Origin of the sequence: Microbacterium galbinum, assembly GCF_023091225.1 — a bacterium.
Classification (GTDB): domain Bacteria; phylum Actinomycetota; class Actinomycetes; order Actinomycetales; family Microbacteriaceae; genus Microbacterium; species Microbacterium galbinum.
Genome location: NZ_JAHWXM010000001.1, coordinates 279,314 through 305,881, shown reverse-complemented (window position 1 = coordinate 305,881; position 26,568 = coordinate 279,314). Strand labels below are relative to the sequence as shown.

General features: G+C 68.9%; 29 protein-coding genes and 1 tRNA gene. 13 read left to right on the top strand and 17 right to left on the bottom strand.

Going from position 1 to position 26,568, the window contains the following annotated elements:
- Positions 1–9 precede the first annotated feature (9 nt).
- From KZC52_RS01520 to KZC52_RS01455, 14 genes are all read right to left on the bottom strand, one after another.
- Positions 10–1,386, bottom strand: coding sequence for a flagellar hook-length control protein FliK (locus KZC52_RS01520; protein ID WP_247622308.1), 1,377 nt, complete (start codon positions 1,384–1,386; stop codon positions 10–12).
- On the bottom strand, positions 1,383–1,805 hold the full coding sequence (locus tag KZC52_RS01515) for a hypothetical protein (protein ID WP_247622307.1): 423 nt from the start codon (positions 1,803–1,805) through the stop codon (positions 1,383–1,385). The genes KZC52_RS01520 and KZC52_RS01515 overlap by 4 nt, the downstream gene beginning before the upstream one ends.
- Entirely contained in the window at positions 1,802–3,130 is a 1,329-nt protein-coding gene (locus KZC52_RS01510) for a FliI/YscN family ATPase (protein ID WP_247622306.1), read from the bottom strand. Before KZC52_RS01510 ends, KZC52_RS01515 begins: the two co-directional genes overlap by 4 nt.
- Positions 3,127–3,783, bottom strand: coding sequence for a FliH/SctL family protein (locus tag KZC52_RS01505; protein WP_247622305.1), 657 nt, complete (start codon positions 3,781–3,783; stop codon positions 3,127–3,129). The genes KZC52_RS01510 and KZC52_RS01505 overlap by 4 nt, the downstream gene beginning before the upstream one ends.
- Positions 3,780–4,859: a flagellar motor switch protein FliG gene (locus tag KZC52_RS01500; RefSeq protein ID WP_247622304.1), complete on the bottom strand. Its 1,080-nt coding sequence runs from the start codon at positions 4,857–4,859 to the stop codon at positions 3,780–3,782. The genes KZC52_RS01505 and KZC52_RS01500 overlap by 4 nt, the downstream gene beginning before the upstream one ends.
- Positions 4,856–6,493 carry a flagellar basal-body MS-ring/collar protein FliF gene (gene fliF, locus KZC52_RS01495; RefSeq protein WP_247622303.1) on the bottom strand — a complete coding sequence of 546 codons (1,638 nt, stop codon included), beginning with the start codon at positions 6,491–6,493 and terminating at the stop codon, positions 4,856–4,858. Before fliF ends, KZC52_RS01500 begins: the two co-directional genes overlap by 4 nt.
- 2 nt (positions 6,494–6,495) lie before the next feature.
- Positions 6,496–6,771 (bottom strand): flagellar hook-basal body complex protein FliE, encoded by a 276-nt coding sequence (gene fliE / locus KZC52_RS01490; RefSeq protein ID WP_247624683.1) that lies wholly within the window; start codon positions 6,769–6,771, stop codon positions 6,496–6,498.
- Positions 6,772–6,815: 44 nt separating this feature from the next.
- On the bottom strand, positions 6,816–7,208 hold the full coding sequence (locus KZC52_RS01485) for a flagellar basal body rod protein FlgC (protein WP_247622302.1): 393 nt from the start codon (positions 7,206–7,208) through the stop codon (positions 6,816–6,818).
- Positions 7,205–7,552, bottom strand: a complete 348-nt coding sequence (locus KZC52_RS01480; RefSeq protein WP_247622301.1) for a flagellar basal body rod protein FlgB — start codon at positions 7,550–7,552, stop codon at positions 7,205–7,207. Before KZC52_RS01480 ends, KZC52_RS01485 begins: the two co-directional genes overlap by 4 nt.
- A 109-nt stretch (positions 7,553–7,661) precedes the next feature.
- Positions 7,662–7,937 (bottom strand): hypothetical protein, encoded by a 276-nt coding sequence (locus KZC52_RS01475; RefSeq protein ID WP_247622300.1) that lies wholly within the window; start codon positions 7,935–7,937, stop codon positions 7,662–7,664.
- A 5-nt stretch (positions 7,938–7,942) separates the two neighbouring features.
- Complete coding sequence (gene fliS / locus KZC52_RS01470) at positions 7,943–8,356, bottom strand: flagellar export chaperone FliS (protein ID WP_308194245.1); 414 nt, start codon at positions 8,354–8,356, stop codon at positions 7,943–7,945.
- Between the two features lie 20 nt (positions 8,357–8,376).
- Entirely contained in the window at positions 8,377–9,738 is a 1,362-nt protein-coding gene (gene fliD, locus KZC52_RS01465; RefSeq protein ID WP_247622299.1) for a flagellar filament capping protein FliD, read from the bottom strand.
- Positions 9,739–9,839: 101 nt separating this feature from the next.
- A complete protein-coding gene (locus tag KZC52_RS01460) occupies positions 9,840–10,703 on the bottom strand; it encodes a flagellin N-terminal helical domain-containing protein (protein WP_247622298.1) in 864 nt (287 codons plus the stop codon).
- 106 nt (positions 10,704–10,809) lie between these two features.
- The gene (locus tag KZC52_RS01455; RefSeq protein ID WP_247622297.1) at positions 10,810–11,667 is read right to left on the bottom strand and encodes a sigma-70 family RNA polymerase sigma factor; all 858 of its coding nucleotides are present in this window, start codon (positions 11,665–11,667) and stop codon (positions 10,810–10,812) included.
- A gap of 195 nt (positions 11,668–11,862) precedes the next feature.
- On the opposite strand from KZC52_RS01455, the gene KZC52_RS01450 reads away from it, so the two are divergent.
- From KZC52_RS01450 to KZC52_RS01435, 4 genes are all read left to right on the top strand, one after another.
- Positions 11,863–12,456, top strand: a complete 594-nt coding sequence (locus tag KZC52_RS01450) for a sulfite oxidase-like oxidoreductase (protein ID WP_247622296.1) — start codon at positions 11,863–11,865, stop codon at positions 12,454–12,456.
- Complete coding sequence (locus tag KZC52_RS01445) at positions 12,453–13,178, top strand: FAD-binding oxidoreductase (RefSeq protein WP_247622295.1); 726 nt, start codon at positions 12,453–12,455, stop codon at positions 13,176–13,178. The genes KZC52_RS01450 and KZC52_RS01445 overlap by 4 nt, the downstream gene beginning before the upstream one ends.
- A complete protein-coding gene (locus tag KZC52_RS01440) occupies positions 13,178–13,510 on the top strand; it encodes a DUF6510 family protein (RefSeq protein WP_247622294.1) in 333 nt (110 codons plus the stop codon). The genes KZC52_RS01445 and KZC52_RS01440 overlap by 1 nt, the downstream gene beginning before the upstream one ends.
- 69 nt (positions 13,511–13,579) lie before the next feature.
- The gene (locus tag KZC52_RS01435) at positions 13,580–14,779 is read left to right on the top strand and encodes a COG4705 family protein (protein WP_247622293.1); all 1,200 of its coding nucleotides are present in this window, start codon (positions 13,580–13,582) and stop codon (positions 14,777–14,779) included.
- A gap of 77 nt (positions 14,780–14,856) precedes the next feature.
- Here the strand turns inward: KZC52_RS01435 and KZC52_RS01430 are convergent, their stop codons facing one another.
- Positions 14,857–15,210, bottom strand: coding sequence for an MSCRAMM family adhesin SdrC (locus tag KZC52_RS01430; RefSeq protein ID WP_247622292.1), 354 nt, complete (start codon positions 15,208–15,210; stop codon positions 14,857–14,859).
- 143 nt (positions 15,211–15,353) lie between these two features.
- On the opposite strand from KZC52_RS01430, the gene KZC52_RS01425 reads away from it, so the two are divergent.
- From KZC52_RS01425 to KZC52_RS01415, 3 genes are read left to right on the top strand one after another with little or no spacing between them, the layout of a single operon-like run.
- Positions 15,354–16,070 carry a phosphatase PAP2 family protein gene (locus tag KZC52_RS01425; protein ID WP_247622291.1) on the top strand — a complete coding sequence of 239 codons (717 nt, stop codon included), beginning with the start codon at positions 15,354–15,356 and terminating at the stop codon, positions 16,068–16,070.
- A gap of 17 nt (positions 16,071–16,087) precedes the next feature.
- A complete protein-coding gene (locus tag KZC52_RS01420; protein ID WP_247624681.1) occupies positions 16,088–16,756 on the top strand; it encodes a response regulator transcription factor in 669 nt (222 codons plus the stop codon).
- Positions 16,753–17,763, top strand: coding sequence for a sensor histidine kinase (locus KZC52_RS01415; RefSeq protein WP_247622290.1), 1,011 nt, complete (start codon positions 16,753–16,755; stop codon positions 17,761–17,763). Before KZC52_RS01420 ends, KZC52_RS01415 begins: the two co-directional genes overlap by 4 nt.
- Before the next feature lie 169 nt (positions 17,764–17,932).
- On the opposite strand, the gene KZC52_RS01410 is transcribed toward KZC52_RS01415, so the two are convergent.
- Positions 17,933–18,005, bottom strand: a tRNA-Val gene (locus tag KZC52_RS01410).
- Positions 18,006–18,157: 152 nt separating this feature from the next.
- On the opposite strand from KZC52_RS01410, the gene aceE reads away from it, so the two are divergent.
- The 6 genes from aceE (at position 18,158) to KZC52_RS01380 (ending at position 25,786) form a co-directional block, all read left to right on the top strand.
- Positions 18,158–20,884, top strand: a complete 2,727-nt coding sequence (gene aceE, locus KZC52_RS01405; protein ID WP_247622289.1) for a pyruvate dehydrogenase (acetyl-transferring), homodimeric type — start codon at positions 18,158–18,160, stop codon at positions 20,882–20,884.
- Between the two features lie 31 nt (positions 20,885–20,915).
- Entirely contained in the window at positions 20,916–22,112 is a 1,197-nt protein-coding gene (locus KZC52_RS01400) for a PucR family transcriptional regulator (protein ID WP_247624680.1), read from the top strand.
- Positions 22,113–22,212: 100 nt separating this feature from the next.
- Positions 22,213–23,133: an ACP S-malonyltransferase gene (locus tag KZC52_RS01395; RefSeq protein WP_247622288.1), complete on the top strand. Its 921-nt coding sequence runs from the start codon at positions 22,213–22,215 to the stop codon at positions 23,131–23,133.
- Positions 23,130–24,131: a beta-ketoacyl-ACP synthase III gene (locus KZC52_RS01390; RefSeq protein WP_247622287.1), complete on the top strand. Its 1,002-nt coding sequence runs from the start codon at positions 23,130–23,132 to the stop codon at positions 24,129–24,131. Before KZC52_RS01395 ends, KZC52_RS01390 begins: the two co-directional genes overlap by 4 nt.
- 68 nt (positions 24,132–24,199) lie before the next feature.
- Positions 24,200–24,448 carry an acyl carrier protein gene (locus KZC52_RS01385; protein WP_017202249.1) on the top strand — a complete coding sequence of 83 codons (249 nt, stop codon included), beginning with the start codon at positions 24,200–24,202 and terminating at the stop codon, positions 24,446–24,448.
- Positions 24,449–24,541: 93 nt separating this feature from the next.
- Positions 24,542–25,786: a beta-ketoacyl-[acyl-carrier-protein] synthase family protein gene (locus tag KZC52_RS01380; RefSeq protein WP_247622286.1), complete on the top strand. Its 1,245-nt coding sequence runs from the start codon at positions 24,542–24,544 to the stop codon at positions 25,784–25,786.
- Between the two features lie 68 nt (positions 25,787–25,854).
- Here KZC52_RS01380 and yczE read toward each other — a convergent pair whose 3' ends face one another.
- Positions 25,855–26,529, bottom strand: a complete 675-nt coding sequence (gene yczE, locus KZC52_RS01375; RefSeq protein ID WP_247622285.1) for a membrane protein YczE — start codon at positions 26,527–26,529, stop codon at positions 25,855–25,857.
- Positions 26,530–26,568: the final 39 nt, after the last annotated feature.

Below are 26,568 nucleotides of genomic sequence, written 5' to 3'. Positions count from 1 at the left end.
GGTGTCCTCTCAGGCGAAGGTGTCGAGACCCGCGCCGGCGACGGCGAGGGCGGAAGTCGGGACGGAACGTCGATCGGGCGCATCGGCACGAAGACCCGGGGCGACCACGGGGCCGCTGTCGCGCCTGTCGCCCGCCTGTCCCCCGGCGCCGGGATCGGCTCCGGGCTGCGCGAACCGATCGGAACCTCCGGCATCCGTCGACGATGCGGATGACGAGGTGAGCGAGAGGTTCGCGTGGGGCAGGACGGCGGCGAGGTCACGACGCAGATCGGAGACGATCGCGCGCAGCGCTTCGCGCCCGGCGTCGGTCGCTCCGACGAGTTCGACGCGCACGTCCCCGTTCTGGCCGATGTGCGCCCGCACGGTCACGGGGCCGAGGGTGTCGGGGCTCACCGTCATCGTGAGTTGGTGGCTGCCGGCCGGGCGCTGGGCAATGTTGACGACGACCGGGGACACCTGGGTGGCGACGGATCGGGCGGATGCCGGGGGCTCCGGCGGCGAGACGACCGCGACGGCGGGTGCCGACGCGCTCGCCGCGGGTGCGACGACCGGGGCGGACGGCGTCGCGGCCGCGGGGCCGGCGGGCCGATCCGAGGGGTCTGCGACGGTGCTGGGCGCAGGTGCGGCAGCCGCCGTGACCCCGGATGCCCCGGTCGACGATGGTGCGGACGGCGCAGCGGCGGGAGGAGCGGATGCCTCCACCCGCGTCGCGGCAGGCGCGGGAGTGAGGGTCGTCGGAGCAGTCATGACCCGCGGGGCACCGTGCACCGGCCCAGCGGCGGACGACGGGCCCGTCGACGGCACGGAAACGGTGGGGGCCGGGGCCGCGGATGCGCGAGCGGGAGCTGCGGCGCGGTCGAGCGGGGCATCGGCATCCTCTCCCCCCGCCGCCGACGTCGGCGGCGCGAAGAGCGTGGAATCGATCCCGTCGTCGGCCGTCGCGTCGGAGCGGGAGGCGGAAGCGGTCTCCGTCGTTCCTGGCGTCGATCCATCATCGGCGGCGAACGTCGTGACCGTCGGCGCATCGGCGAGAACCGCGGTCGGGGCCGGCGTCGGAGCCGGAGTCGGAGCCATCGCGCTGATCATCGCGACGGCGTCGACGGGGACCGCACTCACCGATGTCTCGTCCGGCGCCGACTCCGTCGCATCCGTGGCGTGCTCTCCGGCACTCGGAGCGGCCGCGAGCTCCGTCGTCACGGTCGGCGCGAGGCGCACCGATCCGTCCGTGCCGGTGGGGGCGTCGAGCATCCGTTCCGCGAGTTCCAGCGCGGCCCCGAACGACCTCGTCTCCGCGGGCGTCCCGCGTCCGGTCGGGGCCGCGCCCCCGGCGACGAGCGCGGCGAACGGGTCGGATGACGCCGTTCCCGCGGCGATCCCCGCCCTCATGCGGTGCGCTCCTCGCGCCGGCTGCGCACGACGGCGATCTCGTCGAGAGCCGTCTGCTCCGCGTGCTGCGCGATCCGGGCGCTCTCGACCCGGTGGGCGTCCTCGAGGCGTTCGAGGCCGCGGAGCTCGCGGCGGGCCTCGACGTGGGCCGCCTTCGCCTCCGCCTCCTCGGCACGGCGCATCTCGGTGAGCGCCTGCACGTCGCTCAGGGCACTGCGGCCGGCGGCACGAGCCGCGGCCATCGCGAGCAGGGTCGGCGCATCGTCGACCTGTGCGCTGATCTCGGCGAGACTCACGACCGCTCCCTGTTCGGCGGTCTCGGCCTGCAGCCGCGCGGATGATGTGCGGGACAACTGCTCCGCGGCGACGCGCTCCTGCGCATCGCGCACGCGCAGGAGGCCGGCGAGGGGGAACGTCATGGCGTCAGTCCTCCGAACTCGGTGGTGAGGGCGGCGAGGAGCCGCCAGGAATCCTCGGTTGTGGTCAGATCGTCCATGCGCTGCGTCAGGAACGCGGCGATGGCCTGCTCGTTCGCGAGGGCGGCATCGACCAGTGGATTCGCCCCTGGCCGGTACGCACCGATGTCGATGAGGTCGTTCGCGCTGCGACGCGCGGCGAGCACGCTGCGCAGCGCCACCGCATGCGCGCGCTGCTCGGAGGTCGTGATCTTCGAGACGACGCGCGAGATCGACCCCAGCGCATCGACGGCCGGGAAGTGGCCGCGCACCGCGAGGGCGCGGTCGAGCACGACGTGGCCGTCGAGGATGCCGCGGGCCGCGTCGGCGATCGGCTCGTTGTGGTCGTCCCCGTCGACGAGCACGGTGTACAGGCCGGTGACGGATCCGACCGGCCCCGTGCCGGCACGTTCGAGCAGGCGGGCGAGAACGGAGAAGGTCGACGGTGGATACCCGCGGGTCGCCGGTGGCTCGCCTGCGCTCAGCCCGATCTCACGCTGAGCCATCGCGACACGCGTGAGGGAGTCCATCATGAGCACGACGTCGTTCCCCTCCGCCCGGAAGCCCTCGGCGATGCGGGTGGCGACGAACGCCGAGCGCATGCGCACCATCGCCGGCTGGTCGGAGGTCGCGACGACCACCACCGAACGCGCCAGGCCCTCGGGCCCGAGGTCGTCCTCGAGGAACTCCCGCACCTCTCGACCGCGCTCACCCACCAGAGCGATCACGGTGACGTCGGCCGTCGAGCCGCGGGCGATCATCGACATCAGCGATGACTTGCCCACCCCCGATCCTGCGAACAGACCGAGGCGCTGTCCCGTGCCGACCGGGGTCAGCGTGTCGAGCACGCGGACGCCCAGTCCGAGCTGGCGGTCGATCCGCTGACGGTTCAGGATGCTCGGAGCCTCGTGATCGAGCGGGGCGAACGCGGTGTCGCGGCCGAGCGGCCCCTTCCCGTCGATCGGGCGGCCGAGACCGTCGAGCACCCGCCCGAGCAGTGAGCGACCGGTCGGCACGCGCAGGCGCTCGCCGGTGTGCAGCACGCGGGCCCGCGCGGTGATCCCGTCCAGCGGTCCGAGCGGCATGCACCGCGCCGATCCGCCATCGACGGCGACGACCTCGGCATCCACGCGGCGTCCGTCCGCCACGTCGATCCGCACGCGGTCGCCGACCGCGGCATCGATGCCCACGACCTCCGCTCCGAGGCCGAGCACGGACTTCACCGTGCCCGATCGCTCGGGGCGCGCGGCCTGGAGCACGCGCTCCCACGACGCCGTGCGCGCACTCATGCGAGAGCCTCGCGATCGCCATCGTCATCGCGGTCTCCGCCGCTCAGGGCATCGCTCGCCCGACGCAGTGCCTCCGCGACGCGCACGTCGACCGCGCCATCGGCGATCTGCACGATGGCGCCACCGGGCGATAGGGACGCATCGTCGATCATCTCGACGCCGTGCAACGCGGCCACGGCATCCGCATCCGCGCGCAGGATCTCGCCGTCCCGTGGATGCACGGCGACGCGCGTCCACCGGTCCACGGGCATCTCGGCGAGGGCCCTGCGGAGCGCGTGCGCGGCCGAGCGCGCCGGGTCCGACAGCTCCGCGCCGAGGATCGCGGCCGCGAGCTCCACCGCGAGCTCCTCGATTCGGTCCGCCGAGAGAGCGCTGGTCGTCCGGACGCGATCCACCACCGCCGATCGCGCATCGTCGAGTGCGGTCAGGGCGCTCTCGTACCGCACCGCCTGCGCATCGCGCTCCTGCTGGAGCCGCTCGGCCTCGGCGGCCCGCTGCGCCCGCGCCTCGTCGAGCGCGATCCGGCGCCCCTCCGCGAACCCTTCCGCATAGCCGCGCGTGCGCGCCCGAGCGGCCTCGTCGCGCACGTCGGTCGGGGTCTCCCCCACGCGCGGCACGACGAGCGGGGTGAAGGCGGTGTCGGAGAGCGTCATTCGATCAGCTCGTCCTCGTCCTCGCGGGAGATCGTGATCTCCTCCGCCGCCTCGAGCTCGCGGATGATGCGCACGACCTCGGCCCGCGCCTCGTCGACCTGACGCACGCGCACCGATCCGAGCACCCGTGCTTCCTCGGCGAGGTTCTCCTTGTTCCGCTCGGTCATGTTGCTCGTGACCTTGAGAGCGATCTGCTCGTCCGCCCCCTTGAGAGCGAGAGCCAGGACCCGCAGATCGATCCCGCGCAGCACGCGCTGCGCATCCCGGTCCTCGAGACGCGTGAAGTCGGCGAACGTCACCATGCGGCTGCGGATGTCCTCGGCCAGGGCGAGGTCGCGTCCCTCGAGGCTCGCCAGCAGCGACTTCTCGAGCGCGGTGTCGGAGCGGCTGATGATCTCGACCAGGGGCTGCACGCCGCCGATGGACTCGTGATTGTCGCGCATCGCGAAGACCCCGGTGCGCGAGCGCAGGGAGTCGGCGACGATCGAGATGGCCTCCTGCGTGGCGGTGCCCATCGTGGCGATCGCCTGCGCGACGTCGGTGCGCAGCGGATCCTGCAGGGCGGCGAGCACGGCGGCGGCACGATCCGCCCGCAGGTTCGCGAGCACGACCGCGACCGTGGTCGGCAGCTCTCCCTCGAGGATCGTGGCGAGCTGGGCGGGATCGGCCGCGTTCAGGAAGTCGAACGACACCGCGCCCTGCGACATCACCCTGCCGACCATCCCGACCGCCTTCTCCCGGCCGAAGGCGGTCTCCAGCAGTCCGGTCGCGAGCTCCTGCCCGCCGCGCGAGGGCACCGATCCGCCCGTCGCGATGCGGGTGAAGGCGGCGAGAGCGCGGGCCGTGGCGGCGAGATCGACGCCGCCGAGCTGCGTGAGCTCCGCGGCGAGCAGCTCCGACCGGTCCTCGCCGAGAAGACGGAGCACCTCGGCGCTCGCCTCGCGGTCCATGTTCAGGAGCACGATGGCCGCCTGCCGCAGTCCGCTCATCGGAGCGATCGCCTGACCGGACGCGGCGACGACGGCCTCCGTGATCTGCTCGGTCGGGGCATCCGGGGATTCGATCTGCATGCTCATACGGTCGACTCGTCCATCAGGCTCGCCAGCGCGGTAGCGGTGGCTTGGGGTTCGCGGCGGGCGATGTCGTCGATCTCACGGCGACGACGCTCGACGAGGATCTGCTCCCGCTCGGGCTCCTCCTCGACGTCGAGCAGCGTCGGTGAGACCTGCGGCAGCAGCGGTGCCGTCAGGGCCTCGCGGTCCTGCAGACCCTTGAGCGACTTGAGCTTCTGCTCCTCGCTCTCGGTCAGGGTCGCGAGGTACTCGATCGGGCCCTCGTCGGTGTAGGCGATGCGACGCTTCATGCGCAGGCGGATCGACAGGAAGACGACGAGGATGATCACGGCGAGCAGGATCGAGCCGCCGATGATCGCCGACCGCACGAGCTCCTGCTGGAACTGCGCGGCCTGCTCGGCCTCGGCCGCCGCCAGTGCGGTCTGCGCGGCGTTCGCGCCGGCGCCGGCGAACTCCACGAACTCGACGGCGATCGTGTCGCCGCGCTCGACGTCGATGCCGGCGGCCGAGGCGACGAGGGTCTCGATCTGCGCCGCGGTCACGCCGGTCACGGTGCCGCGGTTGAGCGCGATGCTCACGGTCTGCCGGGTCACCTCGCCGGCGGGGGTGATCGTCTTCTCGGTCGACTTGTTGACGGCGTTGTTGCGCGAGGTCTCCTCGAACTCGTACGCGCCGTCGCCGTCCGCACCGTTGGGCACCGCGATGTTGTCGGGGCCGAGCACACCGGTGCCCCCGCCCTGCCCGCCGGTGTAGGTCTCGGTCTTCGTCTGCTCCGAGGCGCTCAGATCGCCCTCGGGAGCGGAATAGGTCTCGTCCATGCGCTCGGAGGTCGAGTTCGCGACGTCCGCCGAGACCGTCACGGTCGCGTTCCCCGGGCCGACGATCGTCTCCAGCATCCGGTTCACCGACGCCGCCACCCGGGCCTCGTGCTCGGTCGCCTGCTTCGACGAGTTGCCGGCCACGCCCGAGCCGACGGCCGAGAGCACCGTGCCGTTCTGGTCGGTGACCGCGACGTCCTCCGGCGTCATGCCCGGAACCGACGCGCTCGTGAGGTGGATGATCGCCTCGATCTTCTCGTCGCTGAGCGTCGACCCGTTGCGGGTCTTCACGAACACCGATGCGGTGGGGGTCTGCTGCTCCGAGACGAACACGCTCTCCTCGGGGATGGCCAGCTGCACCGACGCCGTGCTGATTCCGTCCATCGCGCCGATCGTGCTCGCGAGCTCGCCCTCGATCGCGCGCTTGTAGGTCACCGACTGCTGGAACTCGCTCGCGGTGACGCCCATCTTGTCGAGCAGGGTGTAGCCCTCGCTCGTGTCGCCCGGGAGGCCGGCGGATGCTGCCGCCAGCCGCTGCGCGTAGACCTGGTCATCGGGCACGAGGATCGTGGCGCCGCCCTCGGCGAGCTCGTAGCCGACGCCCGCCGACTTGAGCTGGTCGACGACCGCCGAGGCGTCGCCGGCGCTGAGTCCGGTGAAGAGCGGGCTCATCTGCGGCTTGGTGAGCCAGGCGCCGAGCGCGACGGCCCCCATCACCAGCAGAGCGACGCCGATGATCGCGATCGTGCGCTGAGCGACGCTGAAGCCCGAGACGATCAGCTTCACGCGTTCGAAGGAGTTCGTGATCACCTTCGGCATGATCAGGCCTGCATCCGCATGATCTCGTTGAACGCCGAGACGCTGCGGTCACGGATCGCGACCACGAGGTCGAGCGTCACGCCGGCGCGGGCGGAGGCGATCATGGCCTGGTGGATGTCCTGCAGGTCACCGGTGACGGCCTGCACGGCGAGCTCGTTCGAGGTCGACTGCAACTGCTGCAGGTTCTCGATCGCGCCGGACATCGAGGTCGCGAAGGCGCCCGCCGAGGCGGACGATCCGGTGCCGTCGGCACCGGATTCGAAGCTGAGTGCCGACATCGGGCTGACGCCTGTGGCGGAGATCGCGTCGATGGGGGTCGACATCAGTTGCGTCCGATCTGCAGGGCGGCCTCGTAGGTGGTCTTGGCGCGGTCGACGACGGCGGCGTTCGCCTCGTAGCCGCGCTGGGCGAGGATCAGCATGCTCATCTGGTCGCCGAGTTCGACGTTCGGGTACTGGACGTACCCGTCCTCGTTGGCATACGGATGCTCGGGGTCGTAGACGAGCTTCGCCTCGGCCTCCGATTCGACGACCCCGGCGACGAAGACGCCCGGGCTCTCGGTACCCGCCTGCACCGTGACGAACTTCTCCCGGAACGCCTCTTCACCGGCGGGTGTGGCGGTGTTGACGTTCGCGATGTTGTCGCTGAGCGCGTCGAGCCATTTGCGGTGCACGTTCAGTCCGGTGCCGGCGATGCCGATCGCGTCGAAGGTCATGCGGATGCCTGGCCGATCGCCTTGGTGATCGAGGCCGCCTGGCCGCCGATCGCCTGGCTGGCGAACTGGAACCGGAGCACGGTGTCGATGTTCGACAGCGTCTCGGTGTCGAGGTTCACATTGTTGCCGTTCAGGCGGGTGGGCTCGAGCGAGCGCTCGACGGTCGCGGCGACCGACCCCGATCCGCCGTCGACCGCGCGACGCAGCTCGTCCTCGAACTGCACCCGCTTCGCCTGGTAGCCCGGCGTGTTGACGTTCGCGATGTTCTCGGCGATGGAACGCTGGCGCAGCGCCAGACCGTCGAGCGCGCTGATCAGCGCGGAGGAGGTTACGGATTCGAGCACGGCGGCACCCCGGATGTGTGGTGGAGAAGCCGATCCGTGGCCTGCGTCGAGCGATCCGTGCTCGTGGCCGACTATCGCGACAGTGCGGTGTCGGCGTAACCGCCGCCGCTCATCCTTCGACGTCGAGGTAGGCGGGAGCGTCGGGCGACCCCGTCGGCACCCGACGGAGCGCGGCGAGTTCACGCGCCACGTTCGCCCGCGAGGCGGTGAGTCCGCGGATCATCATCTGCTGACGCGCCAGCACCGCCTCCGCGCGTTCGCGCAGCTCTTCGGGCACGGGTCCGGGAGGCGGCTCGAAGGTCGGGTCGAGCTGGTCGTCGGCGGCATCGAGCGCCCGCTCGAACGTATCGAGCACGGCCAGCCACGACGCGAGGTTGTCGGTCATGCGACTCAGCCCAGCGCGGATGCCGGGGCGGGAGCCGCGGCCGAGGTCACCGCTGCGGCCTGGTGCCACGCTTCGCGGAGCGGCGCGACGAGTTCGCGGCACTCCGCCGTGGCCAGCCGATCGCGGGCGATGTTCGCGGTGATCAGGCGACCGGTGACGTAGGTGTACACCGCGCGCAGGTCGGCCGCGCCGTCCCAGGCGTCGGTGAGCGACCCGCTCAACTCGGCGACGATCTGCTGGGCGTGGGTGAGGTGGGTGCCCGCGGCCGCCCAGTCCTCGACATCCTGCGCGGCACCGGCTCGATCGATGTCGACGAGCAGACGGTCGTACAGCAGGGTGAGCAGACGCTCGGGCGAGGCCGAGGCGACCTGCTGCTCGAGGTACTGCTGCTTGGCGCGTTCCAGAGATGTCAGGGGCATCGCTTGTCTCTCCTCGGCGATCAGGACTTGGTGGCGGTGAGGGCGGCGAGCTGCCCGGTGAGCCACGACGACTGGGATTCGAGCTTCGACAGCTGCACCTCGAGCTGCGAGTACGTGCGCTCCAGGGTCGCCCGACGCTGTTCGAGACGGACGTCCCACCGCTCGACCTGCGTCTTGAGGGTCTTGACCTCGGACTCCTGCCCGGTGATGCGCTGCGTGAGCAGACCGTCGTACTTGTCGGAGTAGGTGTCGGCCACACCTTCGAGGCGACCGGCGACGCCCGAGAACAGCTCCTGGGTCTTCTCGGGATCGTCGGCGAGTGCCTGGGCGAACTTCTCGGCGTCGAACGACAGCACACCCTTCTCGTTGATCGAGATGCCGATGCTCGAGGGCGAGACCCCGTCGATCGGGTGCTGCACGGCGTTGGCCAGGGCTGTGCGGAGGTTGCGCACGGTGCTGTCGCCGGTGAACACACCGAGGGTGGTCTTCTCCCCCACCGCGCCGACCGTGGCCTTCGAACCGTTGTCGATGCGGGTGAGGAGACCGGCGATCTCCTTGATGAACGCCTCGGCCGTGGCCGTCTGCGCCTTCGCATCGAGGGCGACGGTGACCGTGACCGGGTCGGCGCTGGGCTTCGTGACCGTGACGGTGACGTCGTCGCCGACGGTGATCGTGTTGCTCGCGCTCGTCAGCACCTGCTCGGCCGAGGTCCCCGCGAAGAGGCGGATGCGGGCGTCGGCACCGGCCGTCAGCACGGCGGCTCCCGGCTCCGTGCCGAGGTCGATCGCGGTGCCCGCGTCGAGATCGTCGCCGTTGCCGCGGTGCAGCGTGAAGGTGTTCTCGGCACCGGTCTCTGCGGCGTTCAGTTGGATGCGCGAGAGCGGCGCGCCGTCGGCATCCGTCCCGGCGGGCACGACGGTCGCCGTCACCCCCGCCTTCGCGGCGTTGATGGCTTTGGCGAGATCGTGGGGCGATGCACCGGCGGGCGCGATCTCGGTGCGGGTGCCGTCGGCGGCCACCAGCGTGAACGCTCCTCCCCAGGAATCCGCGCCCGCAGCTGCGGTGACGACCGAGTGCGCGGTGGCGACGGCGTCGACGACGATGCTCGTCGAGAATGCGCTCGCTTTCGGCCCCGCGTTCACGGTGACGCTCTCGGACGACGACGTTGCGGTGAAGGCGGCCAGCGAGGTGGCGGACGCCGCGGTCTTGGCCTTCTCGACCAGCGCCTGCAGCGAGGTGTTCAACGACTGCAGGTTCGTGATGATCGAGGTGCGGTCGGTGATCTTGGTGGTGATCAGCTTCTTCGGGATCGCCGACACGTCCATGAGCGCGTCGATGAGCTCGCCGGTCTTCAGTCCGGAGACCAATCCGTCCAGTTTCATCCTCGGATGCCTTCCCTCGGGGCGTGTCGCAGGTCTTAGGGGAAGGCGCCCGGGCGGAGTGTCCCCCGCCCGGGCGCCCGGTGCGCCTCAGGCGCGGCGGCTCAACGGAGCAGCTGGAGAACGCCCTGGCCGGACTGGTTCGCCTGCGCGAGCATCGCGGTGCCCGCCTGCTGCAGGATGTTCGCAGCCGTGTACTTGACCATCTCGGCCGCCATGTCGGTGTCGGCGATGCGGCTCTTGGCCGCCGAGAGGTTCTCGGCCGAGACCTGCAGCGAGTTGATCGTCGACTCGAAGCGGTTCTGCACCGCACCGAGGTCGGCGCGGGCCGACGAGACGCTCTTGATCGCGGCGTCGACCGTGTCGATCGTCGCGGCGGCGACGGTCGGGTTGGCGAAGCCATCCGCAGTGGTGAGGATGTCGTCGCGCAGGTCTGCCGCCAGCGTGGCGATGTTCGCCGTGCCAAGGTTCACGGTGATCTGGCTCGAGGCGGAACCGTCGGCGCCGACCTGGAAGCTCAGCACACCGTTGCCCGCCGCGCCGGCGGTGCCGTCGAGCAGCTGGATGCCGTTGAAGTTGGCGCTCTCGGCGATGCGGTCGAGTTCGTCCACGAGCTGCGTCACCTCGGTGGTGATCGCCTTGCGCGAGTCCGCGTTGTTCGAGTCGTTACCGGCCTGCACCGCGAGGTCGCGCACGCGCTGCAGGATGGAGTGGACCTCGGTGAGCTGGCCTTCTGCGGTCTGGATGACCGAGATGCCGTCCTGAGCGTTGCGGGCTGCGACGTTCAGGCCGTTGACCTGCGAGCGCAGGCCCTCGGAGATGGCGAGGCCGGCGGCGTCATCGGCTGCGCGGTTGATGCGCAGGCCGCTCGAGAGCTTCTCGAGCGACTTCGAGACGTCGTTCTGGTTGCTCGACAGGTTGCGGTATGAGTTGAGCGCGCTGACGTTGGTTGCGATCTGAAGACCCATGAGTATCCTCCGTGGTTATGGGACTGGAAGCGGGTCCATCCGTGGACCTGCACATCCCACATTCGCGACAGCTCGCGCGGTCCGTAACCGGTGACCGACGGGAAAGTCAGATCGCAGGCAGGAGGTCTTCGCTGCGGTGCGCGCTCGCGGGCTTCTCCGATCCGAAGAGCGCTCCGAAGAACTCGGCCTTCGCGGGGCTGGTGCGGTCGCCGGCGGTCCCCTGCTCCCAGGCCTCCATCGCCTCACGCATGAGAGCGAGACCGCGCGAGCGCAGCTTCGACACGTAGGCGTGGCTCACCTCCATCTCGTCGGCGAGGTCCTTGACCATGCGATCGTCGAGGTAGATCCCGCGGATCACCCGGCGCATCGCGTCCGGCAGCGCATCGAGCACGCGCACGACCATGTCACGCGTCTCGTTCTGCTCCGCGGCGAACTCGGGGAGCACGATGCTGTCCGTGAGATCGACCGCCTGTCGACCCGATTCGGGATCGAAGTGCTCCTCGAAGCTCGTGGCCGTGCGCACCATCGCATCCAGGTGCAGCATCTCGACGACCGCCGCGATGTCGAGACCCGCTTCCTTCGCGACCTCGGCGGGTGTGCCGGCACGGCCGGTGCGGGCAAGCACGGCGTCGCCGGCGGCGCGGATGAGCTCGATCTTGTCGCGCCCGCGCTCCCCGGCGGGGTCGGCTCGACGCATCTCCGAGAGCATCGCCCAGGTGATCTGCGTGCGGGCGAAGGCGCCGAAGGGGATGCCGCGCTCGGGTTCGTAGGTCATCGCCGCGCGGGCGAGCCCGAGTCGAGCGGCCGACATGAGGTCGTCGAGGTCGACGTGCTCCGCCGTGCGGGCCTTCTCCAGCGCGAGGAACGTGGCCAGCGCCATGTTGTCGCGCGCGAGCCGCTCGGCGGCGGCCGGGGCCGTCGCGCGCGATCCGGAGACAGCAGAGGAAGCAGAATCCTGCAGCAACGTGGCTCCTTGAGTTATCAACTGATTTACGTGTGAAGCTAGCAGGTTTTACACGTAGACAAGTAAATAATTGATTTCGCAGGAGTGTCGGATCCACTTCGCCACTCAGGGCGATGCGCGGACGTTCGACAGATGTCGTAGCGCGACCGTCGCCCATCCGCTTGAATGACCCCACACGAGCGAAGGCAGGCGAGCATGAGTGTGATCTCCCGCGGATTCGGAGCGCGCAGACGAGAGTCCGATGAGCGGCTCCCTCCCGGCCAGTATTTGACCGAGGACTTCCCCGTTCTGTCGGCCGGGCCGACGCCCCGGATCCCGACCGAGTCCTGGGAGTTCGTCGTCGTCGGTCGCGACGGGATTCGGCACACCTGGACGTGGGAGGAGCTGCACGCGCTCCCGATCGAGACGGTCACCACCGACATCCACTGCGTGACCCGCTGGTCCAAGCTCGGCACGAAGTGGCGCGGCGTCGCGGTCGAACGCCTCCTCGACGCAGTCGGCGACGATGCGGCATTCGCCGAGGTCTTCTCCTACGGCGGATACACGACCAACCTCTCCCGCGACGACCTCGTCGGAGGGCGCGCATGGATCGCGCTGGAGTTCGACGGCGAGCCCCTCGCCCCCGAACACGGCGGACCCGCACGCCTGCTCGTTCCGCACCTCTACTTCTGGAAGTCGGCGAAGTGGGTGCACGGGCTGAACCTGCGCGAGCAGGACGCACCGGGATTCTGGGAGCAGAACGGCTACAACATGCACGGCGACCCCTGGAAGGAGGAACGGTACTGGTGACGACCGCACCGCTGTGGCGCCCGGCGACCGTCGTCACGACACGCGGCGCCGGAAGCCACGGGCGCATCCTCGGACTGCAGGTCGACGGCTGGCCGGGCAATCTCGCCGGGCAGCACGTGGACGTGCGCCTCACAGCCGAGGACGGATACCAGGCCGTGCGGTCCTACTCGCTCGCCTCCTCCGGCCCCGGCGAGGTTCTCGAACTCGCGGTCGACGAGGTTCCCGACGGCGAGGTCTCCCCCTACCTGGTCGAAGACGTGCGGCCCGGCGATCAATTGGAGATCCGCGGACCGATCGGCGGCTACTTCGTCTGGACCCCCGATCGCCCCGAACCCGTTCAGCTGATCGCCGGCGGATCGGGCATCGTTCCCCTCATCGCCATCGCCCGTGCACACGAGCGTTCCGGCAGCAGCGCGCCCATGCGGCTGCTGTACGCCGTGCGCTCGGCGTCGGATGCCTTCTACCTCGACGACATCGACCGCCTCACCGGCAACGGCCTCGTCGTCGACTGGGCCTATTCGCGCGTCGCTCCGCCCGGCTTCGCACGTGCCGCCGGTCGGGTGGATGCTGCGACCATCCTCTCGTCGACCCATCCGCCGTCGCTGCAGCCGTCGGTCTATGTATGCGGGCCGACCGGTTTCGTCGAGGCCGTCGCCGATCTCCTCGTCGCGGCGGGGCATCCGCCCGACCGCATCCGCACCGAGCGCTTCGGAGGAGCCTGATGGAACACACTCCCGAACCCCGGACCGTCCGGCGCGTCGACGGCAACGCCGCCGGCGGGTATCTGCTCGAGATCTTCGGCAGGGACATGACCGGCGCGCGAGCGCGATGCACGCACTGCCTGCGCGCCGCGGTGGTGGCGGATGCTGTCGCTGAACTCGACGACACCGGCATGATCCTGCTCTGCCGCGGGTGCGGTCGCACTCTGCTGACGTATCTGCGCGCGGGCGGGAGCGCGACGCTCACGATCGGCACCCTCACCCACCTCGAGTGGGACGAGGATCGTGCGATCGTTCTTGACAGAATCCGTCATGGTTTCTCAGAGGGGTCTTAGAAGCGGCTTCGTAGCCTCCGTTTCGTGACTACAACGATGAGAGCGGCCAGACCATGGGTTCGCCGCGAGATGCTGAGCAAGGTTCCCGAGATCACGCTGTGGTTCTGGATCATCAAGATCCTGTGCACCACTGTGGGCGAGAGTTTCGCCGACTGGATCAACATGTCACTGGGTGTGGGGCTCGAGAGCACGGCGCTGATCTTCACGGCGGTGTTCGCGGTCGTACTCGGATGGCAACTGCTGCTGCGGAGGTACGTGCCGTTCGTGTACTGGCTCACGGTGGTTGTGGTGAGCGTGACGGGCACCCTCTACACCGACATCCTCACCGACAGCCTCGGGGTTCCGCTCGCGGTGAGCACGGCGGTGTTCGCGGGACTGTTGGCTATCGTGTTCGGGGTGTGGTGGTTCAGTCAGCGAACACTTTCGATCCACAGCATCACGACCACGCCGCGGGAGCTGTTCTATTGGCTCGCGATTCTGGTGACCTTCGCCCTCGGCACGGCGGCGGGCGACTGGATCCTGGAACTGACCGGCTGGGGTCCGGGGGTGTCGGTGCTGCTGCCTGCGGGCCTGATCGTCGCCGTCGTCGTCGGATGGCGGATGGGTGGCAATGCGGTCCTGGCGTTCTGGCTCGCCTACATCCTGACACGTCCGCTGGGCGCAAACCTCGGCGACTGGTTCGGGCTGCCGTCCGACCAGCAGGGGCTCGGTCTGGGCGTCGCGCTCACCAGCGTGATCTTCCTGGTCGCGATCCTCGCGACGGTGATCTATCTCACCCTCACCCGAGCAGACGTCATCGAGACGAGACCGCTGACGACTCCCACCACAAAGACGAGCGAGCGGCGGGTCCTCGGCTTCTACACCGTCGTGGCTCTGCTGACTATCGCGCTCCTCGCCTGGGCAGCCGCACAGCCCCACTCGGCAGCGCCCGCCAGCGAAGGCGAAGGCCCGGCAACATCGGTCACACTGCCTCCAGGAACCTCCGCCACAGCGAAGTTCCCGGCAGCGCCCATAGCTGAGTTCCGCACCATCACGGCAGACACTCTCTCCATGATCCAAGCAGGGAAGCAGAAGGCCGCCGCTGCACGGATCACCGATTTGGAAAAGGCATGGGACGACTCCCAATCAACGCTGCAACCTCTCGATGACACGGGATGGACGTACATCGACGGGCAGATCGATACAGCGCTGACGGCGGTGCGAGCGAAAGCACCCGACACCGTAGACGAGAAGACCGCACTGTCGGCCCTGCTTGCCACGCTCGAATGACCAAGGCGGCCTGAGCCGCGCCGCACAAGGCGAAGGGGCCGAACGCGATGCACGCCCGGCCCCTCCCTTCAGCGATATCAGTTTCCGGAGGAAGCATCACCATCGTCGTTAGTCTCGACGTCGGTGTCCGCAGCGCCGGGACCGTCGTCATCGGTCTCCGCATCCGTTGCACCGGAGGCGTCATCGTTCGTCTCGGTGTCGGAGTCCGTGGCACCGGGAGCATCGTCGTTGGTCTCGGCGTCGGTGTCTGCGGCACCGGGGCCGTCATCGTTGGTCTCCCCGTCGTCGTTCGCCGTCGTGGAGTGGGACGACATCGGGGACGTCGGTGTGGCGGCTTGAGCGGGGAGATTCAATGCGAGTCCGCCGACCACGATGACTATCGCCGTCGCTCCGATCCCGCTGCCGATCATGAGCTTCTTCTTCGTGAGCATGGCTTCGTTCCTTTCCAGGCAAGGTGCCCGTCGAACCACACACTCCTCCGCCGCCTGTAAGAAACCACCAAGAAAACCGAGTCATCCGAGGGTGCCGATCATTCTGAGAGATTTCTTAGCACCTGCTGAGGAGAGTGAAGCGCATGACCCCTGTACGACGCTTCCCGCCGCTTGCACTCTGGCTCATCGCGGGCGCGATGTTTGCCACGATCGAAGCCCTCGGCCTCATCGTCAGCGGCAACCCGTCCCTCACCAACGCCGAGACGAACGCCGTGGTCGCGGTCAACGGCTTCCATGCCCCCGCGCTCGATGCGATCGCCCAATTCATCGACGTCGTCTTCGGGCCGCGATTCGCGGTTCTCGTGGCTGTACTGGCGGTCGTGATCGCGGGCATGGTCGGGCGGTCGTGGTGGACCGCCCTGCGTATGGCTCTCCTGATCGCGATCCCGTGGGCTGCCGCTGACGTCATCAAGGTGATCATCCAGCGGCCCCGACTGGACATGTCGCTGCTCGCGCATCCGATTCTCGTGGAGCCCACCTCTTTCAGCTATCCCAGCGGGCATACGGCGTTCGCGACCGCGCTCGGGATGAGCACGGTGGTGATGCTCGCCGGGTGGCGATATCGGGCAGCGGCGATCGTGGTGGCAGCCGTGGTCGCGCTGACGACGGCGTGGTCGCGGATGTACCTTGGAGCGCACTACCCCTCTGACGTGCTCGGGTCGCTCTTGTTGGTCTCTGTTTGGTGTCTGTGTCTGGGAGCGCTGATGAGGAACAGTCGCCTCTTGCACCCGCAGCGACGAGAAGAGGTGGCTGCTCTGACCCGTGTGGTGGATTCTGGAATGACAAAAGGAGATTCGTGACCGAGAAGGGAGCAGCGATGCCGTCCGTCAACCGACCGCGTCTCCTGCTCGTGGAGGATGACCCGCAGCTGGGTCCGCTGATCGCCCGGGTACTCGACGAGGTGTACGACGTCACCCTATTCACTGACGGTGAAGAGGCCCTCAGCGATGCCCAGGAACAGCGATACGACGCGATGATCGTCGACCGCCGCCTCCCGACGATCGACGGCATCTCCATCGTCGAGACCCTCCGACGGGACAACAGCGCCACCCCCATGCTCATCCTCACAGCCCTCGGCAGCGTGCACGACAAAGTGCGCGGCCTCGACGCCGGAGCCAACGACTACCTGGTCAAGCCGTTCGAATTCGACGAACTCTTCGCACGGCTGCGCGCGATCCGCCGAGTCTCCAACGGCGAGGGCCCGTTCGTCCGAATCGGCGGATGGGAGTTCTACCCGGAATCCCGAGCCATCTACTCCCCATACGACGGACGAATCATTCTCACCGACCGGGAGACGAAGTTGCTGACGCTGCTCGCCGCCCACCCCGACCGGACGTTCAGCCGCGAAGACATCCTCGAATCCGTGTTCTCCCCCACCGACACCCCCGGGACCGTCGACACGTACGTCCACTACCTTCGTCGTAAGACCGACATCGACATCGTCACCACAGTGCGCGGGCGCGGGTATCGACTGGGGCAGCTGTGAGTCGCGACCGCGGAACCGCCGACGCGGATACCCGATTGGTCCGAGTCGCCGCGAGACGGGTCGGAATCTGGATCGCCGTCGCAGTCTCGATTCTCGTCATCGGTGTCTTGATCGCCGCGCTGCTCATCGTCTTCAGCCAGATTCCCCCCGACCATCTGTTCTCACCCGGAGGGCAGGAGACCACGATCGACATCGAAGGCGTTGACATCGTGATCGGGGCGGTCATCGTCGGCATCGTCGCGATCATTTTCGCCGGTACCATCGCGCTCATCGCCACTCGTCGAGCGGTCTCACCCCTCATCGATGCGCTCCAACGTCAGCGCCGCTTCGTCGCCGACGCCTCGCACGAACTCCGCACACCGCTCGCCATCCTCGACGCACGCCTACAGGTCCTCCAGCGCACATCCGGCCCCAACGACCCGAACGCCGACATCATCACCGAACTGCGCGACGATTCAAGGAACCTCAATGCCGTCGTCACGGACCTCCTCGACTCCATCGACATCACGCCTGTCGACGGAGACCCCACGTCCTCAGTCAACGACACCATGGCGTCCGCAGCGTCAGCAATGACCGTGATCGCCCAACAGCACGGCATCAGGATCGTCGCGACAGCCACCTCCCCGGACGTCTCCGTCGAGATCCCCGAAGCAAGCCTTCGACGCAGCCTCATCGCTCTCCTCGACAACGCCGTCAAGCATTCACCGCCCGGCATCGTGGAGCTCGTTGCGCAAGCAGACCGCCGGACCGTTGCTATCACCGTGATCGACCACGGACCCGGCATCCAAGGGATCGACCCGCACCGCATCTTCGACCGCTTCGCCCGCTCCTCAGACGCTGTCGACGGCGGCGGCAACGCCCGCACGGGCTTCGGAATCGGCCTCGCACTCGTACAAGACACCATTACCCGACACGGCGGGAAGATCGCCGTCACCTCGACCTCGCCTGACGGCACCGCCCTGACCCTCACCGTGCGGCGAAGCGTTCATCACACCGATCGGGAATGAACCACAGACGCGGGCGTCGTTGATGTGATCCCGCTACGGCGCGCCTGCCCACGCACCAACGGTCGTTGATCAGCGCCCCGATCGATGGCGAGATGCTCAGGGGGCCGCCGGGGGCCGCGCACGGAATGCCACCTGAAGCCAGGTTCGGCAGATCCCAGTGATTTGTAGGTGGGCCCTGCCGGGATCGAACCGACGACATCCACGGTGTAAACGTGGCGCTCTACCAGCTGAGCTAAAGGCCCTGGTGCGTCCAGTGTATCCGTATGCGGATGCGCACCCGCATGGTGGAAGAGGGCTAGGCTGAGGACGGCGCGCGTTGTGCACAGCCGACAAGGCTGCCCGCGTCGCTTCCCGTTTCCTTGGCATGACCTGCCAGCTTGACGAAAGGCTCCCCGTGACCGTCCACGACCAGGATCCGTACTCTCAGGACTCTCTCGACAGCGACCCGGAAGAGACGGGTGAGTGGCAGCAGTCGCTCGATGAGCTCGTCGATGCCAAGGGCCACGGCCGTGGGCGCGAGATCATGCTCAGCCTGCTGAAGCGCTCGAAGGAGCTGCACCTGGGCGTGCCGATGGTTCCGACCACCGACTACATCAACACGATCGCACCCGAGAACGAGCCCGAGTTCCCCGGTGATGAAGAGGTGGAGCGCCGCTACCGCGCGTGGATCCGCTGGAACGCCGCCATCACGGTGCACCGCGCCCAGCGTCCCGGCATCAGCGTCGGCGGGCACATCTCGACCTACGCGTCGTCGGCCGCGCTCTACGAGGTGGGCTTCAACCACTTCTTCAAGGGTGCCGACAACCCCGGCGGCGCCGACCAGATCTTCATCCAGGGCCACGCCTCGCCCGGCACCTACGCCCGCTCCTTCCTCGAGGGCCGACTGAGCGAGGACCAGCTCGACGGCTTCCGCCAGGAGAAGTCGCACGCCCCGCACGGCCTGCCCTCCTACCCGCACCCGCGCCTGATGCCGGAGTACTGGCAGTTCCCGACCGTGTCGATGGGTCTCGGCCCGATCAACGCGATCTACCAGGCGATGTCGAACAAGTACCTCGAGAACCGCGGCATCAAGGACACCTCGCAGTCGCACGTCTGGGCCTTCCTCGGCGACGGCGAGATGGACGAGGTCGAGAGCCGCGGACAGCTCCAGGTCGCGGCCAACGAGGGACTCGACAACCTGACCTTCGTCGTCAACTGCAACCTCCAGCGTCTCGACGGCCCGGTGCGCGGCAACGGCAAGATCGTGCAGGAGCTCGAGTCGTTCTTCCGCGGTGCCGGCTGGAACGTCATCAAGGTCGTCTGGGGCCGTGAGTGGGACGACCTCCTCGCCCGCGACACCGAGGGTGCGCTGCTCAACCTCATGAACGTCACGCCCGACGGCGACTTCCAGACGTTCAAGGCCGAGTCCGGCGGATACATACGCGAGCACTTCTTCGGACGCGACGAGCGCGCCGCCGCTCTCGTCGAGAACTACTCCGACGACGACATCTGGAACCTCAAGCGCGGTGGCCACGACTACCGCAAGGTCTACGCCGCGTTCAAGGCCGCGACCGAGCACAAGGGCAAGCCCACCGTCATCCTCGCGAAGACCGTCAAGGGCTACGGCCTCGGTCCGCACTTCGAGGGCCGCAACGCGACCCACCAGATGAAGAAGATGACGCTGGACAACCTCAAGACGTTCCGCGACGCCATGCACATCCCGATCACGGACGCGCAGCTCGAGGAGAACCCGTACCTGCCCCCGTACTACAACCCGGGCCCCCAGGACGAGACCATCCAGTACATGCTGGAGCGCCGCAACAACCTCGGCGGCTTCCTGCCCGAGCGTCGTTCGACGCACGTCGGTCTCTCGCTGCCCGACGACACCGCCTACGCGCTCCCGAAGAAGGGCTCCGGCACGCAGGAGATCGCCACGACCATGGCGTTCGTCCGACTGCTGAAGGACCTGCTGCGCTCGAAGGACTTCGGCCACCGTATCGTGCCGATCATCCCCGACGAGGCACGCACCTTCGGTATGGACGCGTACTTCCCGACGGCGAAGATCTACAACCCGAACGGCCAGCACTACACCTCGGTCGACCGCGAGCTCCTCCTCGCCTACAAGGAGAGCCCGCAGGGCCAGATCGTGCACGTCGGCATCAACGAGGCGGGCGCCCTCGCGGCGTTCACCGCTGCCGGCACGTCGTACGCCACGCACGGCGAGCCGCTGATCCCGATCTACCTCTTCTACTCGATGTTCGGTTTCCAGCGCACGGGCGACGCCCAGTGGGCCGCGGGCGACCAGATGGCACGCGGTTTCATCATGGGCGCCACCGCCGGTCGCACCACCCTGACGGGTGAGGGCCTGCAGCACGCCGACGGGCACTCGCACCTGTTGGCCGCGACCAACCCCGCGACGATCTCGTACGACCCCGCGTACGGCTACGAGATCGCGCACATCGTGCGGTCGGGTATCGAGCGCATGTACGGCGGCGAGCACGAGGACCCCAACGTGATGTACTACATCACGCTCTACAACGAGCCCATCGTGATGCCCGCCGAGCCCGAGAACGTAGACGTCGACGGCATCGTGCGCGGCATCCACCGCATCTCGGTCGGCGAGGGCGAGGGCCACCGCGCCCAGCTCTTCGCCTCGGGCGTCGGACTCCCCTGGGCCCTCGAAGCGCAGGAACTGCTGAAGAACGACTGGGGCGTGATCGCCGATGTCTGGTCGGTCACCTCCTGGACCGAGCTGCGCCGCGACGGCCTCGCCGCCGACGAGCACAACTTCCTGCACCCGGAGGAGGAGCCCCGCACGGCTTACCTCACCCAGAAGCTGCAGGGCGCCGACGGTCCGGTCATCGCGGTGAGCGACTTCATGCACGCCGTCCAGGACCAGATCCGCCCGTGGGTCCCGCAGCGTTTCGCGACGCTCGGCGCCGATGGCTTCGGTTTCTCCGACACCCGCGCCGCGGCACGTCGCTTCTTCAAGATCGACGGCCCGTCGATCGTGGTGCGCACTCTGCAGTCGCTCGCCGAGGACGGCGTCGTCGACCGCTCGCTGGCCGCGCAGGCCATCGCGAAGTACAGCCTTCACGATGTCAACGCCGGAACCAGCGGCAACGCGGGTGGCGAAAGCTGAGTCATCGGTGACAGGTTCGTCTCCCGCCGGCATGGACAAGGCCGCGACCCTCGCCTGGCTGCGCCGGATCTCCGGTGACATCGCCTCGGTGACGATCAAGCGCCTGGAAGACACGCTGCCCTGGTACGCCGACATGCCACCAGCCCGCCGCTCTGCGGTCGGGCTGGTGGCCCAGGCGGGCATCACGTCGTTCATCCAGTGGTACGACGACCCCACCTCGACGCCGTGGATCGCGGCCGACATCTTCGCCGCCGCCCCGCGGGAGCTGCTGCGCAGCGTGAGTCTGCAGCAGACCCTGCAGCTGATCCGCGTGACCGTCGAGGTCACCGAGGAGCGGGTCGCCGGCAAGGGTGAGAACATCCGCGAGGCGATCCTGCTCTACTCGCGCGATGTCGCCTTCGCGGCCGCCGACGTCTACGCTCGCGCGGCCGAGGCCCGGGGACTCTGGGATGCCCGACTCGAGGCGCTCGTGGTCGACTCGATCCTCACGGGCGAGGCCGACGAGGAGCTCCCCAGCCGGATCGCCGCTCTCGGGTGGCACGGTCATGGTGAGGTCGCCGTGCTCGTGGGCACGACTCCCCCGCAGTTCGACGTCGACCAGGTGCGGCGCACCGCCCGCAAGCTGGCGGTCGACGTACTGATCGGCGTGCAGGGGTCACGACTCGTCCTCGTTCTCGGCCGCGCCCGTGACGAAGAGCAGGAGACCGAGGACGACGAGCTCACGTTCCTCGAGATCGCGTCTCGACTGGAGCCCTCGTTCGGCCCGGGCTACGTCGTGCTCGGTCCCGCCGTCGTCGCGCTCGTCGACGCCAGCCAGAGCGCCCGCGCGGCACTCGCCGGTTTCGCGGTCGCCCGCGCCTGGCGCAGCGCCCCGCGTCCGGTCGAGGCCGACGATCTGCTTCCGGAGCGGGCACTCGCCGGTGATCCGCTGGCCAAGCAGACGCTCATCGAGCGGATCTACCGCCCGCTGCAGGCGCATTCGACCGACCTGGTCACGACGCTCTGGAGCTATCTCGACAACGGCCGCTCGCTCGAGGCGACGGCCCGCGAGCTCTTCGTGCATCCGAACACCGTGCGCTACCGACTCAAGCGCGTCAGCGAGGTCATCGGCTGGGATGCCACGGGCCCGCGCGAGGCGTTGATCCTGCAGACGGCCCTGATCCTCGGTTCGATCGGCGCCGCCGACCAGTCCCGACGCCGCCCGTCGCAGCGTCGGGTGCCGCGCTGACCCGCGTTTCCCGCGGCGCTGTGCGCCACACACAAGCGTTCTTCGGAATCTTGTGATGAATCATCCACCGCTTGCCTTCGATCATTGGCAGACTGGGGATGTGATTGTCGTCGTATGCCCTGGTCAGGGCTCGCAGACCCCCGGTTTCCTCGCCCCTTGGCTCGAACTCGACGGGGTGGCCGAGCGCCTCGCGTCGTACTCGGACGCAGCAGAGGTCGATCTCCGCCTCCACGGCACAGAATCGGATGCCGACACCATCCGGGACACGCGCATCGCGCAGCCGCTGATCGTGGCCGCATCGCTCATCGCGGCCGACGCCCTGAACGCCCGCGCCGGGCGCCGGGCCGACGGCATCGCCGGCCACTCGGTCGGCGAGATCGCCGCCCTGGTGGGCAGCGACGTGATCGATGCCGAGACGGGCATGCGCCTGGTCGGCATCCGCGGACGGGCGATGGCGGATGCCGCGGCGCAGACCCCCACGGGCATGAGCGCGGTCCTCGGTGGCGATGAGGCGGCCGTCCTCGCCCGACTCGACGACCTCGGTCTGTCGCCTGCGAACTACAACGGCGGCGGCCAGATCGTCGTCGCGGGCGAGCTCCCCGCACTCGAGGCCCTCGCCGCAGAGCCGGTCAAGGGCACTCGGGTGATCCCGCTGCAGGTGGCCGGTGCCTTCCACACCACCTTCATGGCTCCCGCCGTGGCCGTGCTGCGGGACGCCGTCGCCGAGGTCACCCCCGCCGACCCGACGCTGGCCCTCTGGACGAACCGCGACGGATCGGTCGTCACCCGCGGCGCGCAGGCTCTCGACTACCTGGTCGACCAGGTCTCGTCGCCCGTGCGCTGGGACCTCTGCATGGCGTCGTTCGCCGATCAGGGCATCACCGGCCTGATCGAGCTCGCTCCCGCCGGTGCGCTCACCGGACTCGCCAAGCGCGGTCTGCGCGGCGTTCCGAGCGTCGCCGTCAAGACCCCCGAAGACCTCGATGCGGCCGTCGCGCTGCTGAACGGAGAAGCCGCATGAGCGCCACCCTGACGCAGGCCACGGGCCCCGCTTTCACCCGCATCTACTCGTACGGTGCCGCGCGCGGCGAGAACGCCGTCCCCAACGACGACCTGATCGGTCCGATCGACTCGAGCGACGAGTGGATCCGCCAGCGCACCGGCATCATCACGCGTGCGCGCGCCGACAAGGGCACCGACGCGATCGACCTCGCGTCCGAAGCCGCCGCCGAGGCGATCGAGAAGGCCGGGATCCCGGCCGACCAGATCGACCTCGTCATCGTCGCGACCATCAGCAACCCGAAGCAGTCCCCGTCGGTCTCGGCGATCGTCGCCGACCGCGTGGGCGCGAACCCCGCAGCGGCCTACGACATCAACGCCGCCTGCGCGGGATACGCCTACGCCGTGGCCCAGGCCGATGCCCTCATCAAAGCGGGTGCCGCCCGCTACGCGCTGGTGATCGGCGCCGAGAAGCTGTCCGACATCGTCGATCCCGCCGATCGGAGCATCTCGTTCCTGCTCGGTGACGGCGCGGGCGCCGCCGTGATCGGCCCGAGCGACACCCCCGGCATCGCGCCCGCAGTGTGGGGTTCCGACGGCTCGAAGGCGGATGCCGTGGGCATGAACGGCACCCTGACGCAGTTCCGCGACGGCGAGGTGCCGTGGCCGACCCTCCGCCAGGAAGGTCAGACGGTGTTCCGCTGGGCGGTCTGGGAGATGGCGAAGGTCGCCCGCGAGGCGCTGGACCGCGCCGGCGTCGAGGCATCCGACATCGCCGCCTTCATCCCCCACCAGGCGAACATGCGCATCATCGACGAATTCGCCAAGCAGCTGAAGCTCCCGGAGACCACGGTGATCGCCCGCGACATCGAGACGACGGGCAACACCTCGGCCGCATCGATCCCGCTGGCCAGCCACCGTCTGATGGCCGAGCACCCCGAGCTCTCGGGCGGTCTCGCCCTGCAGATCGGCTTCGGCGCGGGCCTCGTGTTCGCGGCTCAGGTCGTCGTGCTCCCCTGACCGGGGCCCGACTTTCCCTAGACTGTTCCACGGTTCCGAAAACAACCCGTAAGAAAGAGGAAGACCACATGGCTTTCACCAACGATGAGGTCCTCGCCGGCCTCGCAGAGCTCATCACCGACGAGACCGGCATCAACGCCTCCGAGGTCGCTCTCGAGAAGTCGTTTACCGACGACCTCGACATCGACTCGATCTCGATGATGACGATCGTCGTCAACGCCGAGGAGAAGTTCGGCGTCACCATCCCCGACGACGAGGTCAAGAACCTGAAGACCGTCGGCGACGCCGTCAACTTCATCGTCGCGGGCCAGGAGTAATCCACGAGGGATGCCACCCCCGCACCGTCGGGGCGTGGCATCCTCCGTCCTGCCCCACCCTGCTCTGAATCCCGTCCGACAAGGAACCACACCATGACCAAGCGCATCGTCGTCACCGGCATCGGCGCCACGTCCGCCATCGGCGGGACAGCTCCGGAGAACTGGACCAACCTCCTCGCAGGTGCCTCCGGCACCCGCGCACTCGAGCACGACTGGGTCGCCCAGTACGAGCTACCCGTCGCCTTCGCCGCCGAGGCGATCGTGCGGCCCGAGGAAGTCCTCCCGCGCCATGAGGCCAAGCGCCTCGACCCTTCTTCCCAGTTCGCCCTGATCGCCGCCCGTGAGGCCTGGGCCGACGCGGGCTCCCCCGAGGTCGCCCCCGAACGCCTCGGCATCGACTTCGCCACCGGCATCGGCGGTCTCTGGACCCTCCTCGACGCATGGGACACCCTGCGTGAGAAGGGACCCCGCCGCGTCATGCCGCTCACCGTCCCGATGCTCATGCCCAACGCCGCGGCCGGCAACCTCTCGCTCCAGTTCGGCGCCCGCGCCTACGCGCAGACCGTCGTGAGCGCCTGCGCCTCGAGCACCGAGTCGATCATCCACGCGTTCCACCACCTGCAGGAGGGGCTGGCCGACGTCGTCATCGCCGGTGGCACCGAATCGGCGATCCACCCGATCACGATGGCCTCCTTCGCCTCGGCGCAGGCCCTGTCGCGTCGCAACGACGACCCCGCGACCGCTTCCCGTCCCGGCGCGATCGACCGTGACGGCTTCGTCATGGGCGAGGGTGCGGCAGCGCTCATCCTCGAGACCGAGGAGCACGCGAAGGCTCGCGGTGCGAAGATCTACGGCTACGTGCTCGGCGGCGGCGTGACGGCCGACGCCTACCACATCACCGGCAACGACCCCGAGGGCACGGGAGCGGCGCGCGCCGTCACCCAGGCGCTCGAGGAGGCGGGGATCACCGCCGATCAGGTCACGCACATCAACGCGCACGCGACGTCGACCCCGGTCGGAGACCCGAACGAGTACGTCGCGCTCAAGAAGGTCTTCGGCGACCGGATCGACGAGATCCCCGTGTCGGCGACCAAGGCATCGACCGGTCACCTGCTCGGCGGCACCGGCGCACTCGAGGCGATCTTCTCGCTGCTCGCGCTGCGCGACCGCGTCGCCCCGCCCACCATCAACATGACCGAGCCCGACCCCGCCGTGCCGTTCCGCCTCTCCGGCGAGCCGACGCCGCTGGGTGACGGCCCGCAGTACGCGATCAGCAACTCCTTCGGCTTCGGCGGTCACAACGCCGTTGCGGTGTTCGCAGCGGCCGACAACGACTGAGTCCCGCACACGACGACGGCCCCCGGAAGATCATTCCGGGGGCCGTTCTCGTAGGTCGAGAGTTCGCGTCAGATGGCGACGGACGCCGCGGGCGGGGCGAGCCGCTGAGAACGTGCCACGCGCATCCGGGTGATTCGCGGCAGGAACCAGCCGATCAGCGGACCAACGCCGAAGGCGAAGAGCACCGTGCCCACGCCGACCGGACCACCGAGCGCGAACCCGACCAGCAGGACGCTCCCCTCGATCAGCGTCCGCACGATCCACACCTTCCAGCCGGTGCGGCGCACGAGTCCGGTCATGAGTCCGTCGCGCGGTCCCGGGCCGAAGTCGGCAGCGATGTAGAGTCCTGTCGCGAAGGCGAGCAGCAGCAGACCGAAGATGAACATCGGCGCTCCGATCCAGACGGTCGGCGGAGCGGGCAGCACGAGCAGCGTGAGGTCGGCGGCGGGGCCGACCATCAGTGCGTTCAGCAGCGTGCCGAGGCCGACTCGCTGCCGCAGAGGGATCCACAGCAGCAGCACGACGATCGAGACGAGCACGGTCACGGTGCCGTAGCCGATGCCCGAACTCCCCGAGACGCCGAGTGCGAGGACATCCCAGGGAGCGACGCCGATCCCGCCCCGCACCATGAACCCGAGCGCCACGCCGTAGAGGAAGAGACCGAGCACGAGCTGCCCGAGGCGCTCGACGAGGTCGCGCCGACTCGTGGCGGTGACGGGCAGGAAGACGGAGCGCAGGTGCATCTCTCCATGGTGGATGCCGGTCACGCTCCGAATCCGAGT